17 protein-coding genes are annotated in these 17,230 nt (G+C 45.1%); 10 read left to right on the top strand and 7 right to left on the bottom strand.

The window, feature by feature from the left end; all coding sequences use genetic code 11:
* Window positions 1–97: 97 nt before the first annotated feature.
* Together JJ941_RS14010 and JJ941_RS14005 are read right to left on the bottom strand one after the other, a co-directional pair.
* Window positions 98–1,273 (bottom strand): glycosyltransferase, encoded by a 1,176-nt coding sequence (locus JJ941_RS14010; protein WP_290966492.1) that lies wholly within the window; start codon window positions 1,271–1,273, stop codon window positions 98–100.
* Window positions 1,274–1,286: 13 nt separating this feature from the next.
* Window positions 1,287–2,447: a glycosyltransferase family 1 protein gene (locus tag JJ941_RS14005; RefSeq protein WP_290966489.1), complete on the bottom strand. Its 1,161-nt coding sequence runs from the start codon at window positions 2,445–2,447 to the stop codon at window positions 1,287–1,289.
* A gap of 105 nt (window positions 2,448–2,552) precedes the next feature.
* Here JJ941_RS14005 and JJ941_RS14000 point away from each other — a divergent pair, with 105 nt between their 5' ends.
* From JJ941_RS14000 to mutY, 3 genes are read left to right on the top strand one after another with little or no spacing between them, the layout of a single operon-like run.
* Window positions 2,553–3,527: an NAD-dependent epimerase/dehydratase family protein gene (locus JJ941_RS14000; RefSeq protein ID WP_290966485.1), complete on the top strand. Its 975-nt coding sequence runs from the start codon at window positions 2,553–2,555 to the stop codon at window positions 3,525–3,527.
* A gap of 4 nt (window positions 3,528–3,531) precedes the next feature.
* Window positions 3,532–5,067: an Ig domain-containing protein gene (locus JJ941_RS13995; protein WP_290966482.1), complete on the top strand. Its 1,536-nt coding sequence runs from the start codon at window positions 3,532–3,534 to the stop codon at window positions 5,065–5,067.
* 24 nt (window positions 5,068–5,091) lie between these two features.
* Window positions 5,092–6,180 carry an A/G-specific adenine glycosylase gene (gene mutY / locus JJ941_RS13990; protein ID WP_290966479.1) on the top strand — a complete coding sequence of 363 codons (1,089 nt, stop codon included), beginning with the start codon at window positions 5,092–5,094 and terminating at the stop codon, window positions 6,178–6,180.
* Here mutY and JJ941_RS13985 read toward each other — a convergent pair whose 3' ends face one another.
* Window positions 6,181–6,744 carry a class I SAM-dependent methyltransferase gene (locus tag JJ941_RS13985; RefSeq protein ID WP_290966476.1) on the bottom strand — a complete coding sequence of 188 codons (564 nt, stop codon included), beginning with the start codon at window positions 6,742–6,744 and terminating at the stop codon, window positions 6,181–6,183.
* A gap of 150 nt (window positions 6,745–6,894) precedes the next feature.
* Here JJ941_RS13985 and JJ941_RS13980 point away from each other — a divergent pair, with 150 nt between their 5' ends.
* Together JJ941_RS13980 and rpsU are read left to right on the top strand one after the other, a co-directional pair.
* A complete protein-coding gene (locus tag JJ941_RS13980) occupies window positions 6,895–7,743 on the top strand; it encodes a TIGR02757 family protein (RefSeq protein WP_290966473.1) in 849 nt (282 codons plus the stop codon).
* Between the two features lie 93 nt (window positions 7,744–7,836).
* Window positions 7,837–8,031 (top strand): 30S ribosomal protein S21, encoded by a 195-nt coding sequence (gene rpsU, locus JJ941_RS13975; RefSeq protein ID WP_255135103.1) that lies wholly within the window; start codon window positions 7,837–7,839, stop codon window positions 8,029–8,031.
* A gap of 31 nt (window positions 8,032–8,062) precedes the next feature.
* Here the strand turns inward: rpsU and radA are convergent, their stop codons facing one another.
* From radA to JJ941_RS13960, 3 genes are all read right to left on the bottom strand, one after another.
* A complete protein-coding gene (gene radA / locus JJ941_RS13970) occupies window positions 8,063–9,403 on the bottom strand; it encodes a DNA repair protein RadA (protein WP_290966469.1) in 1,341 nt (446 codons plus the stop codon).
* A 3-nt stretch (window positions 9,404–9,406) separates the two neighbouring features.
* Window positions 9,407–10,450: a lysylphosphatidylglycerol synthase transmembrane domain-containing protein gene (locus JJ941_RS13965; protein ID WP_290966466.1), complete on the bottom strand. Its 1,044-nt coding sequence runs from the start codon at window positions 10,448–10,450 to the stop codon at window positions 9,407–9,409.
* 82 nt (window positions 10,451–10,532) lie between these two features.
* The gene (locus JJ941_RS13960) at window positions 10,533–11,609 is read right to left on the bottom strand and encodes a class I fructose-bisphosphate aldolase (RefSeq protein ID WP_290966463.1); all 1,077 of its coding nucleotides are present in this window, start codon (window positions 11,607–11,609) and stop codon (window positions 10,533–10,535) included.
* 253 nt (window positions 11,610–11,862) lie between these two features.
* On the opposite strand from JJ941_RS13960, the gene dusB reads away from it, so the two are divergent.
* Both dusB and JJ941_RS13950 read left to right on the top strand, forming a co-directional pair.
* Complete coding sequence (gene dusB / locus JJ941_RS13955; RefSeq protein WP_290966460.1) at window positions 11,863–12,852, top strand: tRNA dihydrouridine synthase DusB; 990 nt, start codon at window positions 11,863–11,865, stop codon at window positions 12,850–12,852.
* Window positions 12,853–13,076: 224 nt separating this feature from the next.
* Complete coding sequence (locus tag JJ941_RS13950) at window positions 13,077–13,283, top strand: hypothetical protein (protein ID WP_290966458.1); 207 nt, start codon at window positions 13,077–13,079, stop codon at window positions 13,281–13,283.
* Window positions 13,284–13,304: 21 nt separating this feature from the next.
* Here the strand turns inward: JJ941_RS13950 and serS are convergent, their stop codons facing one another.
* Window positions 13,305–14,573 carry a serine--tRNA ligase gene (gene serS, locus JJ941_RS13945; RefSeq protein ID WP_290966455.1) on the bottom strand — a complete coding sequence of 423 codons (1,269 nt, stop codon included), beginning with the start codon at window positions 14,571–14,573 and terminating at the stop codon, window positions 13,305–13,307.
* A gap of 190 nt (window positions 14,574–14,763) precedes the next feature.
* On the opposite strand from serS, the gene JJ941_RS13940 reads away from it, so the two are divergent.
* The 3 genes from JJ941_RS13940 (at window position 14,764) to JJ941_RS13930 (ending at window position 17,191) form a co-directional block, all read left to right on the top strand.
* Window positions 14,764–15,246: an Lrp/AsnC family transcriptional regulator gene (locus tag JJ941_RS13940; protein ID WP_255135112.1), complete on the top strand. Its 483-nt coding sequence runs from the start codon at window positions 14,764–14,766 to the stop codon at window positions 15,244–15,246.
* A gap of 150 nt (window positions 15,247–15,396) precedes the next feature.
* On the top strand, window positions 15,397–16,689 hold the full coding sequence (locus JJ941_RS13935; protein WP_290966452.1) for a sigma-54 dependent transcriptional regulator: 1,293 nt from the start codon (window positions 15,397–15,399) through the stop codon (window positions 16,687–16,689).
* Window positions 16,676–17,191 carry an LptE family protein gene (locus tag JJ941_RS13930; protein ID WP_290966450.1) on the top strand — a complete coding sequence of 172 codons (516 nt, stop codon included), beginning with the start codon at window positions 16,676–16,678 and terminating at the stop codon, window positions 17,189–17,191. The genes JJ941_RS13935 and JJ941_RS13930 overlap by 14 nt, the downstream gene beginning before the upstream one ends.
* Window positions 17,192–17,230: the final 39 nt, after the last annotated feature.

Raw genomic sequence — 17,230 nt, 5'->3', positions numbered from 1 at the left:
CGTGCTGAAGATAAGAAATATATCGGTCTGCTACTGAATTCTAAACAGTGTAAATAACATCAAAATTCACAGAATTCAAAAATTCCACTTTCAGCGTTTACAGAACCGTATTTTTCTGTTCTACCAATTGTTCATATTTCTTAAACAGAAGTTTAAAGTGGTCATCCATCGTTCCTATGTCTTCACTTGCCGCCAGTTTACATGCAGCAACCAGCTCGTCCCGATCTCTGGAGATAATATCCAGCAGGGCTTTTTTAAGGGATGAAGAATCTCCGGCTGTAAAGGTTTCAGCAATATCGGGATTGGCAATATCACCGGCTCCCCCTCTTTGGGGAACAACCACCGGCAAGCCACTGCATACCGCCTCGGCTACCACAATACCATAGGTTTCTGCTGAAGAACCGTGCACAAAGTAATCGCACGAAGCAAGGATGTTCGCCAGCTCATCCCGGTTTTCGGTAAAACCCATCAGCTTAACGTGCGGGCTTTGGTTCGCTTTAAAGTCCACATACTTACGGATGGGGCCATCCCCGAAAACAATCAGGGCCATGGGCTCTTCTTCAGCAGCTGCATGAAACCCGCCGATAAGAGAACCCAGTCTTTTTTCAGGATGGTGGCGACTGATGGCAATCATCAACTTTGCGGTTTCCGGTAACCCGAAATCGGATAACAGTTTTTTCCGAAGCTCGGGATCTCTTCGGCTTGGTGAGAAGAAGTCTTTATCTATTCCAAATGGAACCGGAATGGGGTTGTTCACTCCATAATTGTCAATCCGCTCGCCCAGCCATTCTCCACTTACAATGGTGGCATCAAAATTACTACTAAGCCTTTGCAGGTATTTCCAGTAGAATCCGAAGAGCTTATCAACACGGTCAAAACCAAGTATATTCCCAAATATAGTATGAGGGTAAGCCGCAACCGGATCCTGATGAAAAATGAAGGTCTTCACAGCATCACCTTTCCAGCGCCCGGCAAACCAGCCACCGGTCCACGGCGAAGAACCTTCAACTACATCGGGCTTTTCACGATCCAGAATTTCATGCACGGCTTTTTCTCTCCATAGAATGTAGTAGCGCCAATCTACCGGCAGTCGCGGGCCTTTCACCCAAATCACCCTCCCGCCATAGCGCTCTTCTTCACCCCAGTCTTCGCCGGGAGCTACAATTACAATATCATGGCCATGCTTTTTTCCGGCTTGCAGCTTCTGATTGATGTAGGTTTTCACCCCTCCACCCTGATCTGTATAAAACTCTGCGACGTCTATGATTTTCATGGACTAAATTTCTTTATAAATAGGTTTGCGGAACCGGGAGTTTTAAAGCTTCTTTATAATTTTGGACCAGCTGACCATTAATTTCATCCCACTCATATTCGAGTGCTTTTTCCCGGGAGGCTTTTCGCATTTTGTCGCGAAGGCTTTGATCCGAAACAATGATGGATAATTTTTTCACGAAATCCACTTTATTCTCCGGCTCAGCTAAGCCACCGTTTACCCCGTGTTCTACTAATGATTTACTTCCGGTGGCATCTGCAACCAGGCAGGGCAAACCACTGCTCATGGCTTCCAGTGTAACATTTCCGAAGGTTTCGGTATGGGAGGGAAATAGAAAAACATCACTGCTGGCATAAGCTCTTGCCAGGTTTTCACCTTCCAGAAAACCGGTGTAATGGGCTTCCGGCATTAATTTCTGCAGTTCGGCCATTGCAGGTCCGTCGCCAACCACAAGAGGTTTTACTTTTGGATTTTTTGAGGCCACTTGCTGTACACTGTGCCGGAATGTATCCAGCTCTTTTTCCCACACCAGGCGCGATACAAACGTGACAACAATATCATCGTCTTCAAACCCTGCTGCTCTGCGCCATTCCATATCCCGTTTTTCAGGAGAGTATAGTTTTGTATTTACCCCACGGGCCCAGATTTTCATCCCATCCTCGAAACCATGATTTTTCAATTCATCAATCATCGATTGTGAAGGCACATACACGTGTGTGCAGGAATTATAGAACCAGCTCAAATACCTCCACGCCAGAAATTCTATAGGCGTAAGGCCATAGTATTTAAAGTAGCTGGTGAAGTGAGTGTGATAGGAACCCACTACCTGCACATTGTTTTTCTGTGCCCAAAGTAAGGCCTTGTATCCGGCACGATCGGGCGTTGCGATGTGAACCAGGGTGGGATTAAATTCATCTAATTCCCTTTTTGCCTCTTCCGAGATCCCAATCGGTACCCGGTACTCTCCCCGCCCGGAAACCGGCATACGGATGGATGGCACCGAAACCAGTCGTCCGTTGTGATTAAGCGCAGGCTCCTTAACCGTTGGCCCGAAAACCAAAACCGGTATCCCCTGCTCTTCCAAAAACTTCACCAACCGATTCAGGGTAAGTGAAACACCGTCTTTAATGTGATTGTAGTTGCCTGTAAAAAGGGCGACTCGTAATTCTTTCATAAAAATTTAAAAGCAGAGGGTAGATTTGTATCTTATTTGCTCTGCGATGATCCTCGCTGTAAACTCTTTTTTATTCCAAACGATTCGCCAAATATAAGGAAATAAATGAAAGCCTTTGTAACCGGAGGAACAGGTTTTATAGGAAGCCATTTAGTTGAAGCTCTAATCAAATCTGACGACTACGATGAAGTACGCTGCCTGGTAAGAAGTGATGAGAAATGGCTGAGTGGCCTTGATTTCAAAAAAGTGCCGGGAGACCTTCAAAATTTAAATGCCTTATCAAAAGGACTTGAGGGTGCTGATGTATTATTTCACATTGCAGCCATTGTAAAAGCTCCCACCAAAAAAGAATTTACCCACGCCAATGTTGATGCCACAGAGGATCTTGTCCGCCTGGCTCAAAAAAAAGGTGTCAGGAACATGATGATTTTATCCTCATTAGCTGCCGCCGGTCCCAGTAACGGTTCACCCAAAACAGAAGGGGAACCTATGAACCCTGTGAGTATGTATGGGGAGTCAAAGAAAGAGATGGAGGCCCGTATTCATAAAGCGGTGAGTGGGAAGGACAGTATAAAAATCATCCGCCCGCCTGCAGTATATGGACCCCGTGAAGACCAGATTTTCTCTTTCTTCCAGGCGTTCTCAAAAGGTATTTGCCCGATTGTAGGCGATGGGAACAATCCCCGCCTTTCGATGGTGTATGTTAGTGATTTAGTGAACGGGATTATGCAGGCTGCTCATAAAAAAGATACAGGCGTCCATACTTATTTTATTTCCGGGGAAGGCACCCATTCCTGGAACGAGATTCGTGCTGTCACCTCCAAAGTAATGGGCAAAAAAGCGATCCCGGTCAAAATTAAACCCGGATTGGTTAAAAAAGCGGCAGGTGTAATAGAAAACGTGGCATCATTAATTGGAAAATATCCCGTTATTAACAAGGAGAAAGCAAATGAGCTGATATTGGAATGGACCTGCACCTCCGATAAAGCTCACAAAGATTTAGACTATACTCCTGATGTTTCGCTGGCTGAGGGAATCTCCCGAACCATCCACTGGTACAAAATGCATAACTGGTTATAGTGATATGAAACTTATTTCAAGGATTACCCTGATACTTACACTTGTGTTCATCTGTATTTCGCAGGCTATGGGGCAGCAAAAACTGGTGCAGAATTATGCCCGGATGATGGAAATCCCGGATGTAAAGACGATGGAAGCTTCTCCTTCTCATTTGTATGTGCTATCCGAAAGTGAAGGCATGGCTGTATTCAGAGCCTACCCTGATTCGCTGCAATGGCTTTATACTTCTTCCGGTATGCAGCGTCGCGGAAATATCATTATGGCCGACATCCGTTTTGCTTACCTGTTCGGAGATTCGAGAAGACTCACCGTTCTTGAACCTACCTCGGTATTAGGGGTTTATTCATCCACCATCTTGCCCGCTCAGCCCAAAGCTGCCGCCCGTTTAAAAAACAGTTTATATATAGCATTGGGAGAAGAAGGTTTGGGCCGTGTTTCTCTGGAATCCCCGGAAACAGTGGACTCTGATCCCGAGATTGTGGCCGGGAGTTTCATGAACGGAGCAAGCGTTATGGATTTAAGCTCATCCAACCTAAGCAATCAGCTTTTTGTACTTACCGATGCTCCTTCCCTCCTCGTTTTCAATCAACAGGATAGCACCCTGCAAAACTCAGCCAATATTTCGTTACGCAGGCCTTTGGAGCACATCTTTGTAGATCAGGAACAGGTTTGGGGAAGCACTGCTACCGGAGAGATTTTTGAGATAAGATCCACCGGAATCGGGAAAAAAATTGGCGTTACCAACGAGTCCGTTGATCACATTTCCAGCTGGAATGGACGGCTTTTTGTGAGAACGGTATCCGGCCGTGTTTGGACAACCGATGAATCCGGTCTTCTCGGCATATGGAAGGATGATACCCGTGCAGGAAATTACCTCGCCAACAGCGCCAACCGAATTTGGATTTCAGAAAATGACAATATCTCTGAAATTATGATGCGCGAGCAATCATCCGAATCCAACACCTCCGCTTCCGGTGAATTCAGCATAAAACCAATTCCCAAACAGATAATAACCTATCCAAATCCGCTTATTTTAGCTTTTGAAATGGAAGGGAATTATCCGACAGATCAGGTTGAGTTTTCATATCGATCTAATGCACAGAATGCCAAAATTCGAAAGCAGGGCTTTTTCTGGCAGCCGACCATCAACCAGGTTGGAAATTTCTGGTTCAGCATTGTAGCCACTAATTCCGAAGGGCAATCCGACAGCACTCGCTTTGTTGTAGATGTGCGCTCTTTTAATGCTCCTCCCCGGTTCAGTCCGGTTCGCTCTACTTCTATAGCGGTTAATGAAGAATACACGCTACAGTTTAATGCTACTGATCCTGAAAACCCGCAAAATTCACTGGTCAGATACATCGGTGTTGATATGCCGGATGGTGCTACCATTAACGAGAAAACCGGGGAATTTACCTGGACGCCAACCGAACGACAGGTAGGCGAATCCACGTTTAAGGTCATTGCTACCGACAGGCTCGGAGCTGCATCTTCCATTGATGTGACTCTGAATGTGCTCAATATTACCCGCGGCGACGAATAACAATATTAGAACGCAGTTTCTCTTTTGAATAACAACGACTTTACTAATCACCTGCAAAGCTGGTACCAGGATCATAAACGCCAAATGCCGTGGCGGGGTGAAGCCGATCCCTACAAAATTTGGGTATCGGAAATAATGCTCCAGCAAACGCGGGTTGATCAAGCCACACCTTACTTCCAGAATTTCATTTCCCTGTTTCCCACCGTTTTTGATTTGGCCAATGCTGAACAGCAGGAAGTGCTGAAAGCCTGGGAAGGATTGGGATACTACAGCCGTGCAAGAAACCTTCACTCTGCTGCCAAAACGGTTGTTCAGGATTATAACGGCAAACTACCGGAGAGCTATGATGAAATCATCAAGCTGAAAGGAATTGGCCCATACACGGCTGCCGCTGTTACCAGTATTGCCTTCAACAAACCGAATGCGGTAGTAGATGGAAACGTAATTCGCGTACTTACCCGGTATTTTGGGATTGAGGAGGACATCCGCAGCAGCAAAACAAAGAACAAAGTTCAGGATTTTGCCACTGAACTGATTGATGAGGATAACCCGGCCGATTTCAACCAGGCAATGATGGAACTGGGGTCAGTAGTTTGTAAACCCACCAATCCGGAATGTGATAAATGCCCGGTTCAGTCAGGTTGTGTAGCTGCCAAAACCGCAAAAACGGATACCATCCCCTACAAGTCTCCGGCAAAAAAGAAACCACACCACACCATTGGCGTTGGCATTATTGAAGCCGAAGACGGAAAGTTGTTGATAGCTTTAAGGCCTGAAGATGCCATGCTTGGAGGACTTTGGGAATTCCCCGGAGGCAAACAAGAAGGTGATGAAGAAATTCAGGAAACTATAGAGCGGGAATTACAAGAAGAACTGGGTGTGGAAGTAAAAGCCTTTAAGGAATTAATGAGCCTGAAACACACCTACTCTCATTTCTCCATCACCATGCATGCGTGGATGTGTAAGCTGGTGTCGGGAGAACCACGGCCTAAGTCGAGCCAGGAAATTCGCTGGGTGGAGCGCAATGAACTTGAAAGGTATCCCTTTCCCAAAGCGAATAAAGTATTAACCGAACGACTGGTGGGTAAAGGCCAGGGTGAGCTGGGTATTTAGTTATTTGACGGCTATACCTGCTATATGCGGCCTGATGGGAACAAAAAAGGTGGGAAGTTGGAATTCATCTTGCTTTATCTCGCTGAATCCGGCCATCATGATAATCCGCCCGGTATCACGGGTAACATTGCAACCGTCAAAAAACCACTTCCATGAGCTTTTTACCATTCGCTGAATCTTGCATACCCAACTATGCTTGTGCGCCCTTACATGCTCCAGGTAAACAAACTTCCCTTCCGGCTCAAGAATCCTTTTCACCTCAGATAATACTTTCGGCATGTTCTTAACTGAGCAAAGCACCAAACTGCTTATCACCATTGCAGCAGAGGAATCTGAAAGTGGTATTTCCTCAGCAACCGACTCATAAATTTCCAGATTGACTCCATATTTTCCGGCCTGGTATTTGAGAACATCTTTAAACCCGGCATTGGGTTCCACTACTTTAACTTTGGTTCCTTTTCTTAAATACCTGAAATTCGCTCCATATCCCGCACCAATCTCTACGATTACATTCGGATGGCTTTCGAATAAAACTTCTTTACGGCTACCGTATTGTGAATGCATATAGTTATCCACAGCGGCAAAAAACCGATTTTTTAGAAACTGAATCAATTCGCTTTGTTTTTGTTTGAAAGGGAAAGAGGAACGATCTCCACCCTTTGTTTATCGTCCTGTATAACTAATACTTTATAATAAATAATTCAGAGCAGCACATTGCCCCGAAAAAGAAAGAAATTCAAAACGCTTTCCAGGAATAAACTCACTGAGCTTAAACCCTTTCTGGATGAATTGGTTGAAAAAATCGAGCAGCCGAACTACATCAATGAAGACCCCGTTCAATTCATGCATGCCTTTGAGGATAAGCGGGATCAGGAACTTGCCGGTTTTTTTGCAGCAACCATGGCCTGGGGGCGCCGGGATATTGTGAATGCAAAAGTTGAAGAACTGCTTCAACGCATGCAGTACAAACCTGCTGAATTTATAGAACATTACTCGGAAAATGATTTTTCAGCCTTTGATGGTTTTAAGCACCGCACCTTTAAGCCTGTTGACATACACTGGCTAACGAAAATTCTGCAAACCATTCTGTTAAAGTATGGCTCCTTCGAACGGTTCTGGAAACACTGTTCTGATGAGGCTAAATGCCAGAAGAGAGAGTTGATTGCTGTTTTCCATGAGAAGTTTTTCACCTTTCATCCCGAGATGCCACGACGAACTCGTAAACATGTATCCAATCCCGAGAAAAACAGCTCAGCCAAACGACTGTATATGTATCTGAGATGGTGCATTCGCAAAAACAGCCCGGTAGATCCTGGTATTATGGATTTCATCTCCCCTGCCGAGTTAAAAATTCCTCTGGATGTACACGTAGCCCGGCAGGCCAGAAAACTGGGGTTATTATCCAGAAAGCAAAACGACTGGAAATCGGTGCTCGAGTTGAATGCAAGGTTGAAGTTTTTAGACCCTGAAGATCCGGCAAAATATGATTATGCGCTGTTCGGTATTGGTGTTTTGGGGTCTGAAATACCTGAAAAATACATCATAAACAGAAAGGTGGATTGATATACGCAAGATACTTCCAATTCTCGGTATGAGTGTGTATATTTGGTGCTCCCAATTAAGGGAAACAAATTAAACGAAAGGATGTGATACTTCATGTTAGGAGTCGAAGTTAAAGACAACGAAAGTGTTGACCGCGCAATTAATCGCTTCAAGAAACTGGTAACAAGATCACGTGTTCTTAATGAATACAAAGATCGTCAACAGTATACGAAGCCATCTGTTGAGCGACGCGAAGCTTTGAAAAAAGCGAAACGTGAACAACGACGTCGCCAGCGCGACAACTTCTAAACGAAGTTAACTCATTTGAGCCCTCAGGTTTTTAACCGAGGGCTTTTTTTATGGCCTGATGTACGTATCGAACCCCTTCTCTCTCTTTTGAGCCGGGTAAGATCACTTGTTTGTACCCCAATTTTTTGGCCTCTTTCTCGCGCTGCTCAAGGTGAGGTACCGTTCGGATTTCTCCTCCCAAACCCACCTCGCCTATAAACGCCATATTTTGAGAAACCGCTTCATCCATTAAACTGGACACCAATGCACAGCATACTCCTAAATCACCAGCCGGGTCGTTAAGCCTGAATCCTCCGGCAATATTTAAATACACATCGTGATTGGAAAAATTCTTCCCCACTCTCTTTTCCAAAACGGCGAGCAATAAGGCGAGCCTGTTTCGGTCAAAACCATTTGCTGTTCGTTGGGGTGAACCGTACGACGATGGAGTTACAAGTGCTTGTACTTCAATCAAAAGCGGACGTGTTCCTTCCATGGTGCACACAACCGCATTTCCGCTTACCCCGGCTGTTTTGTCAGATATAAACAGTTCGGAAGGATTAGAAACTTCAATGAGCCCATCCGATTTCATCTCAAAGACGCCCACTTCCTGAGCAGCTCCAAAACGGTTTTTCAGGCTTCGCAGTAACCGGTAGGTATATTGCTTATCTCCTTCAAACTGAAGCACGGTATCTACCATATGCTCCAGCACTCTCGGGCCCGCTATGTCTCCTTCTTTGGTAACATGTCCAATCACCAGGGTTGTAATATCCTTTTTCTTAGCCAGTTGCTGAAACAAAGCCGCGCATTCTTTCACCTGTTGAATGCTCCCCGGCATACTCGATAGTTCGGTTCGATACACTGTTTGAATGGAATCCACAATCAGTAAGTCCGGCTTCATCTTTTGCGCTTCGGCGATGATGTTATCGACCTGGGTTTCATTGTAGATCAGCAACTTGTCGGATTCCACACCCAGCCGTGCTGCCCGCTGTTTTATCTGCCCGGCCGATTCCTCTCCGGCACAATATAAAATGGTTAAATCAGGATTTGCCTTGGCAATCTGAAGGGTGAGTGTACTTTTCCCCACCCCAGGCTCACCCCCAATAAGCACGTAAGATCCGGGTAAGAAACCACCGCCCAGTACCCTGTCCAGCTCTGTAATATTACTTTTAAAGCGACTCTTTTCGGAAGTTTCTACCTCATCCAATTTTTGAGGAGCAGCAGATGAGTCCAATCCTTCTACTTTGGCTTTGTGACCGGATGAGGATTTGTTCTTACTTACCGTTTTTTCAACAAAGGTATTCCACTCTCCGCACGATGGGCAGCTTCCATTCCATTTTGGTGATATGTATCCGCAGCTGGAACATTCATATTGCGTTTTCACCTTGGCCATGGGTTAATCCTGCGCTTTAATTTCAACAACTTTTTGATTCACATACCAGGTTGTAGCCATCATCCCCAACCCAATACTAATGTAATAGCTGATGATCCTCCACAGGAATACAGCAAGCCCGATAAACCCTTCTCTCGAAATCAAAGGTCCCTGGAACAGCACGAAGAGTCCTTCAACTCCTCCACTTCCACCAGGAGTAGGGACTACCAAAAATGCCAGGTTCATTGCCAGGCTCCTCAGCACCGAAAGTACTTCAGGCGCCGGCAGCAGGCTCAATACCACGATTGTAGGCAACGCAATTCTGGCCAACCACGACATCGTTGAAAGGAAGAAAGCCTTCAACAAAAAACTTAATGGTTTCTGCCCCAACTGCTGAGCATACTCTTCAAGATTTTCCGCTTCTTCTTCCACCTTATCTCCCATCCTCCGGAGCACAGGCAGCTTGAACACATACTTCACGACCCTTTTAATGGCAGTGGGATTTACCAAAACGCCATAGGCAAGCAAGCCAGCATAACTTAACAATCCCACATAAAGTAATCCCATTGAAACATCCCCTACCAAACCAATTTCAGGGGGAACTACTTCATAGAAAATGCCGGAAATCAGCAGAATCGGAATGGCGAGGGCAAACCAGATTTGATCGAGCAATACACCATAGAGAATAATAGCACCTGAATCTCCGAGCTTAAGTCCTTCTTTGGTCATGGCATAGGTTGCCATAGGAGCCCCGCCAATGGTTGAGGGTGTCACAGCGGAGGTAAAATCCCAGGCTAATACAACCCGAACCGAAGCATACCAATCTAATTTCTTTTCAGAAAGAAACCGGATTTTAGCCGCTGAAAACCAAACCCTTAACAAAGAAACAACGAGGGCGATAATCAGTCCCGGCAGCCTGCTTTTGGATAGAAACTCTAAAACCCCGGGGGTGTACGTCCAATAAATAACCCCCGCCATGGTAGCAAGACTCAATAATATGGAAATAATCAGGTACTTCCTGGAAATCAGGGATTGCGGCTGGCTGATATTTACGGATTCAGAACTCAATTAAAAAATTTTAGGTAAAGATGGGCTTGAATAAAAAAAGCCTTACAGGGTAACCCTGCAAGGCTGTAATTATTATGCACGATCAGGCGAGGGTGATTTCATCATTCAGGTAAACGTCCTGAATCATATTCAATAGTTTCACCCCTTCTTTCAGTGGACGCTGGAATGCTTTACGTCCACTAATAAGTCCCATACCACCGGCTCTCTTGTTGATGATTGCTGTTTTAACCGCATCAGCAAAGTCGTTGGAACCGGAAGCACCGCCTGAGTTAATCAATCCGGCACGTCCCATAAAGCAGTTCGCTACCTGGTAGCGGGTCAAGTCAATAGGGTGATCAGATGATAATTCGGTATAGATACGCTCGTCCAGTTTACCATAGCTGGAATCGCCGGAGTTCAGCGCTTTGTATCCGCCGTTGTTAGTCGGCTGCTTCTGCTTGATGATATCAGCTCCCAGCGTAGTACCGATGTGGTTAGCCTGTCCGGTCAAATCTGCCGAAGAATGATAGTCAACACCATCTACTTTAAAGGCTGAGTTTCGGGTATAGCACCACAAAATAGTAGCCATTCCGAGTTCGTGAGCGTAGGCAAAAGCCTGAGCTACTTCCTGAATTTGTCGGTTTGATTCTTCGGAGCCGAAATAAATGGTTGCACCAACAGCAGCGGCACCCATATCATAAGCCTGATCGATGGTTCCAAACATAATCTGATCGTAGTTGTTTGGATAAGTCAACAGCTCATTATGGTTAATCTTAACCACAAAGGGAATTTTGTGAGCATATTTTCGGGATACAGAAGCTAAGGCTCCAAAAGTAGAAGCAACGGCATTACATCCTGCTTCCATAGCCAGGTTCACGATATGATCCGGATCAAAGTAATCGGGATTTTTTGCGAATGAGGCACCGGCTGAGTGTTCAATACCCTGATCTACCGGAAGAATGGATACATATCCGGTTCCGCCTAAGCGTCCGTTATTTAAAAGTCTTTGAAGGTTTTGCAACACCCGGTTATTTCGGTCAGAATGGTACCAAACATCATCAACGTAATTGGCTGTTGGTGTTACAAGTTGATCCTTACCAATAGTCTTGCATTTGTGGTTGAGAAGATCCGAAGCTTCGTCTCCAAGAAGTTCTTCGATACTGTTAATTCCAAGTGACATATTAAGTTTTCCCTTATTAGAATTAGTTTTTTTATGAGTGAGTAAGTGGGCTGAAAATATAAGCCTAAAAGAGGGAAATGGCTAAAGGTAAGTTATATGAATTCATAGCGAAAGATAAACCGGGGCTTTATAGTTTTCGAACAAATGACCGTTGAATAGACTATCTAATCTTTTTATACCGAGCGCAAGCTTATAAATCCTTCTGAAAAGCTGTATCTTTGGTTTAAAATTAAGCCAAAACCATTTTATAGTAATGAATATCGGTCCTATTGAACTGCCAAATCAACCCCTGTTTCTTGCCCCCATGGAAGATGTCACGGATTCCCCGTTCCGACAGCTCTGCCGACGTAAAGGAGCAGATATTGTCTTCACGGAATTCATCAGTTCAGAAGCCATTATCCGGGCTTCTGATATTGCCATGCAGAAAATGGATTTCGAAGAAATGGAACGTCCGTTTGGTGTTCAGATTTTTGGCGGACGTGAGGAAGCGATGGAAGGAGCAGCAAAAGTGGCTGTTGATCAAAATCCTGACCTGGTCGATATCAATTTTGGATGCCCGGTTTATAAGATTGTGAAAAAAGGAGCCGGAGCCGGCTGCCTGAAAGATCTTGCCATGATGGAACGAATGGCCGGTACCGTGGTTGATGCCGTCCAAGACCGGCCGGTTACTGTTAAAACCCGACTGGGATGGGATGACAACACCATCAAAATCCAGGAAGTGGCCCTGATGCTTCAAAAACTTGGTGTTAAAGCCCTTACGGTTCATGCCCGCACTCGCTCCCAAAAATACAAAGGGGATGCCCGGTGGGACTGGCTGAAGAAACTTAAAAATACACCCGGACTCGAAATTCCCATCATTGGGAATGGAGATGTGACTTCTCCCGAGCTCGCAAAAAAAATGTTTGAGGAAACAGGAGTTGACGGCGTAATGATTGGCCGGGGAGCTATTGGCAACCCATGGATTTTTGAACAAACCCGACATTACCTGGAAACCGGGGAGCTACTTCCGGAACCAACCGTTCGTCAACGTGTTGAGCTCTGTGCAGAACAATTACGCCTTTCCGTTCAACAACACGGTGAGCGATATGGGGTCATCATCATGAAAAAACACTACGGGCAGTACCTGAAAGGCGTACGTAACGGAAAGAATTTACGGATGCAGCTTATGGAACACGATGAGATGGATCCTATACTGGAACTCCTTCTCAACTTTGACGAAACCGAGATTCATGCGGTAGCTTGACAGTTGACAGTTGACAGTTGACAGTTGACAGTTGACAGTTGACAGTTGACAGTTGACAGTTGACAGTTGACAGTAACTTGTGATTTAATGGAATAACTCCAAAATTGATCTCTTTTGTATAAAAAACTGCACTGCTCACTGCTCACTGCTCACTGCTCACTGAAAATGAATCTTTTCCCTACCCCGGACGTACCTTGCTAAACCTTTGAACCAAAACTCATCCCATGTTAGCACGATTGGCCCGACTTTTTAAATCATTGCTTGGAGCTTCAGCTGTAGCCGCCTCTCCTCTTAAAGCCATCACCGGTATCATTATCAGTATTATTCTGCCCTATTTACTGTATGCATTCCTCGGAGGCTTTGGGATTGCATTAGCCCTGGTAGGTTTGGTTTGGGGAATCGTTTGGCTGACTAAGAAAAACAATAATTAAAGAAGCTAAATACCTGCTACTCTACAAATAATCCCTTCCGATAAATGGCTTCAGCACCTCAGGCACTCTGACCTTCCCATTCTCTTCCTGGTAAGCCTCCAAAATTGCTGAAACAACACGCGGTAATGCCAGACCCGATCCGTTCAGCGTGTGCAGCGTCTCAATTTCATTTTCATCTTTTCGGTAGCGGAGTTGCATCCGGCGTGCCTGGAAACTTTCAAAATTAGAGCATGAACTCACTTCCAGCCAGCGCTGTTGGCCCGGACTCCATACCTCAATATCATATTTTTTACTCTGAGTGAAACCCATATCGCCGGTGCACATTAACAAAGTGCGGTATGGAAGTTCCAGTGCTTCGAGCAGTTTTTCGGCATGTTCCCGCAGGCTTTCCAGTTCATCATAAGAATCTTCCGGTTTTACAATTTTCACCAGTTCCACTTTATCAAACTGATGCAGCCTGTTCAATCCACGAACGTCTTTTCCGTATGAACCGGCTTCCCGTCTCCAACAGGGAGTATGGCAGACATATTTCAGCGGCAGCTCTTTTAGTTCAATAATCTCATCACGATGGAAGTTTGTAACCGGCACTTCAGCCGTTGGAATCGTAAAAAACTCATCCCGGGGAATCACATACATCATGTCTTCCTTATCGGGAATCTGTCCTGTTCCTCTCGCTGAGTCTTCATTCACAAAATAAGGAGCCTGAAGCTCGGTATATCCTGCCTTTCCTGCTTCATTGATGAAATAATTTATCAATGCTCTTTGTAGTTGAGCAACCCCACCTACATAAAAAGGGAAACCGGCACCCGTTACTTTCACACCTCGCTCAAAATCAACCCAGCCGTGCCGTTCAGTCAACTCCCAATGCGGTTTTCGCCAATCATTCTCGTTGGGCTCGCCCCAGGTTTTGAACGTCTCGTTATCATCTTCCGTGGCACCAACGGGAACGCTCGGGTGAGGAACATTCGGGATGCGGAGCAGCATGTCATCCCTTTTTTCACGAAGCTCTTTAACCTCTTCTTCAATTTCCTTGATCCGCTCCTTCATCTGAGAGGTTTTCTTGATAATCTCCTGGGCTTCTTCCTTCTTTCCCTGCCCCATCAGCTTTCCAATTTCCTTGGCCTTGGTGTTGCTTTCGCTTCGAAGCAGATCCCCCTCATGTACTTTAGACCTCCAGTCTTCATCCACGGCCAGAACTTTTTCTACTACAGAAGTATCCTTTTCCCCCTTATTGATAATCGCCTTTTCTACCAATTCGCGGTTTTCTTTGATGAAGTTGATGTCGAGCATGTTTAGGTACGGTATATTTTTTTGATTTAAGCATCAAAGATAAGAGGTATTCGACTTTTTGTTACACCTTTTTTGAGCTTAATAATTCCGGGTAAACAGTTCCGCTGGAAGCGCTTTTCTAATTGATTACCTAAATAATTAAGGTTATCATCCAACAATCAAAGAATTTTTAGGGAGTTTAAGATAAAATATGAGTCATTTATTAGACGATACCGATCTGGCTATTTTAAACCATCTTCAGGAGCATGGCCGGGCACAGCGAAACACCATTGCTGAATTGGTAAACTTGTCGGTTCCTTCGGTTTCCGAACGAATGAAAAAACTGGAAGAACGCGGACTTATAGAAGGATATAAAGCCATCCTTAACAGCAAGAAATTTCACTTCGATATTACAGCCTTCATCTTTGTGCAGGTTGACGGTTCGGAAAACTATCAATCCTTTGTAGAGAGAGCTGCTGAAGAAAGAGAAATTTTGGAGTGCCATTCTATTACCGGAGACGGTTCACACTTCCTGAAAGTAAGAACAAAGAATACCGGTTCTTTTGAGAGCCTGCTTTCCAGAATACAGGCTTGGGAAGGTGTCAGCAAAACCCGCTCAAACCTTGTTTTATCCAGCTTTAAGGAAACAAGGTCGCTTCCTGTGGAACATGCCGTGGAGCTTATTAAGAAATAGTAGAGCGCTAATTTCCCTTCACATTTCATTTACTTACTAAGGCAGGAATCGTTAACTTACGTCATTCTGACAGTATGTAATTCTAAAGGTATCAGTACTATCTATGCAGATTGCCTGACACTGAGCTGATACTTTAATTCTATTTTCTTTATGGATCGAGAAGTTTTTCAAGAACAGTTTGGTTTGCTTGGTAAATCAGAAGCCATGCGGCAGGTTATAGACAAGATTATGCAGGTCGCCAAAACTGATATCACCGTAACTTTACAGGGCGAAAGCGGGGTCGGTAAAGATGTTACCGCCCGGGCCATCCATGCCATGAGCGACCGCAGCCGCAACAACCTGGTTATAGTAAACTGCGGGGCCATCCCGGAAGGAATTATTGAAAGTGAACTATTCGGACATGAAAAAGGAGCTTTTACCGGTGCCGAAACTTCCCGCGAAGGATACTTTGAGAAGGCTAACGGCGGCACCATCTTTCTGGATGAAATTGGCGATACTCCAAAGAATGTACAGGTAAAACTACTTCGTGTACTTGAAAACGGCGAGTTTTTCCGGGTAGGGTCCAGTAAAGTGCAAACTACCGACGTGCGTGTTATTGCTGCAACCAACCAAAATCTGTGGCAGATGGTGCAGGACGGTTCTTTTCGGGAAGACCTGTACTACCGCCTCGATACCGTTCAGATTAAACTCCCCCCTCTGCGCGACCGGCAAGAGGATATCATCCCTATCTTCCGGAAGTTTGTAGAGGAGTATTCGGCCCGTTACGATTCCGTGTTTAAAGGTTTTTCTGATGACGCCCGGGAGCTGCTTATTTCCTATCGATGGCCGGGAAACATCAGGGAGCTTAGGAATGTAGCCGAACAGCTGGTTGTACTCGAAAAGTCCCAGTTTATAGATACAGATAAGCTTCAAAAATATCTTAAAGGCCGGCAAAGGCAAGGTAGAACCGATAACCTGCCCATGGTAGCCGACGATGCTTATCAGGCAGAAAGCAAAGGTCCCGGCGGTGACTTTGACCATAAAGACCGCGAACTGGTTTACCGGGCGTTGGTTGAGTTGAGAAACGATATTGCTGACGTTAAAAAGATGTTTGCCAACTTCCTTTACTCCACCTTTTCAAACAAAGGCCTGAAGGCTTTACCCGCTTCCGTTCGCGATGAGATGGATAAAGCGGAAGTATCCGGTGTAAATGTTGATCTTGGTGACCACGCCACATTGGGAATGCAATCTATGCCCGAACAGCCTGAACTAGATGAAGAGGAAGAAACGGAGCTCGTTGATTTCCTCCAGAACAATGAAATCCCTTCTATAGAGGAAGCAGAGAAATTTCTCATTCAGCAGGCCCTGAAACGATTTGATGGAAATCGCAGAAAAGCATCCGAAACGCTAGGTGTAAGTGAACGAACCTTATACCGCAAACTGGATCAGTATGGCCTTGAATAGAATACTACTTTTATTGACGGTCACCTTCTGCCTGACCTTTAGCAGCTGCCTGCGATATAGCTTTACCGGGGCCTCTATTCCACCAGGTGTAGACACCATTTTTATTCCTTTCTTTCCGGATCAATCAAACAGCGGACTTGGGGATTTGAGTAATCGACTGAATGAAGCGCTGATAAACAGGTTCGTAAATCAAAGCAAACTGCAGCTTGCAAATAATGAAAGTGATGCCGATGCCGTGCTGGACGGGGTAATAACCGGCTACACTAACCGCCCTTTCAGTATTGGAGGTGATGAACAGTCTGACCAAAACGAAGTTACAATTACCGTTCAGGCAACCTTTAAATATGCCTCCAATGAAGAACCGGAATGGACCAACACCTTTTCCGGGAAGTTTACATACGATCCTACTGATGACCCCATCAACGGGGAAAACGAAGCCGCAAACAGTGCTCTCGAACAAGCAGCAAATAACATGTTTAATGATGCCGTGAGTAATTGGTAATTAGCTTTGATTGTAACCCTACTTCACTTTATTATTGTT

It is taken from the genome of Gracilimonas sp. (assembly GCF_017641085.1).
Lineage (GTDB): Bacteria > Bacteroidota > Rhodothermia > Balneolales > Balneolaceae > Gracilimonas.
The sequence above is the reverse complement of the archived record's forward strand: the minus strand, read 5'-3'. Positions and strand labels throughout refer to the sequence as shown.

Bases quoted from the DNA above. Each gene is read 5' to 3' on its own strand.
- JJ941_RS14010 (WP_290966492.1), bottom strand. From the start codon at position 1,273: ATGAAAATCATAGACGTCGCAGAGTTTTATACAGATCAGGGTGGAGGG.
- JJ941_RS14005 (WP_290966489.1), bottom strand. From the start codon at position 2,447: ATGAAAGAATTACGAGTCGCCCTTTTTACAGGCAACTACAATCACATT.
- JJ941_RS14000 (WP_290966485.1), top strand. From the start codon at position 2,553: ATGAAAGCCTTTGTAACCGGAGGAACAGGTTTTATAGGAAGCCATTTA.
- JJ941_RS13995 (WP_290966482.1), top strand. From the start codon at position 3,532: ATGAAACTTATTTCAAGGATTACCCTGATACTTACACTTGTGTTCATC.
- JJ941_RS13985 (WP_290966476.1), bottom strand. From the start codon at position 6,744: ATGCATTCACAATACGGTAGCCGTAAAGAAGTTTTATTCGAAAGCCAT.
- rpsU (WP_255135103.1), top strand. From the start codon at position 7,837: ATGTTAGGAGTCGAAGTTAAAGACAACGAAAGTGTTGACCGCGCAATT.
- radA (WP_290966469.1), bottom strand. From the start codon at position 9,403: ATGGCCAAGGTGAAAACGCAATATGAATGTTCCAGCTGCGGATACATA.
- JJ941_RS13960 (WP_290966463.1), bottom strand. From the start codon at position 11,609: ATGTCACTTGGAATTAACAGTATCGAAGAACTTCTTGGAGACGAAGCT.
- dusB (WP_290966460.1), top strand. From the start codon at position 11,863: ATGAATATCGGTCCTATTGAACTGCCAAATCAACCCCTGTTTCTTGCC.
- JJ941_RS13950 (WP_290966458.1), top strand. From the start codon at position 13,077: ATGTTAGCACGATTGGCCCGACTTTTTAAATCATTGCTTGGAGCTTCA.
- serS (WP_290966455.1), bottom strand. From the start codon at position 14,573: ATGCTCGACATCAACTTCATCAAAGAAAACCGCGAATTGGTAGAAAAG.
- JJ941_RS13940 (WP_255135112.1), top strand. From the start codon at position 14,764: ATGAGTCATTTATTAGACGATACCGATCTGGCTATTTTAAACCATCTT.
- JJ941_RS13935 (WP_290966452.1), top strand. From the start codon at position 15,397: ATGGATCGAGAAGTTTTTCAAGAACAGTTTGGTTTGCTTGGTAAATCA.
- JJ941_RS13930 (WP_290966450.1), top strand. From the start codon at position 16,676: ATGGCCTTGAATAGAATACTACTTTTATTGACGGTCACCTTCTGCCTG.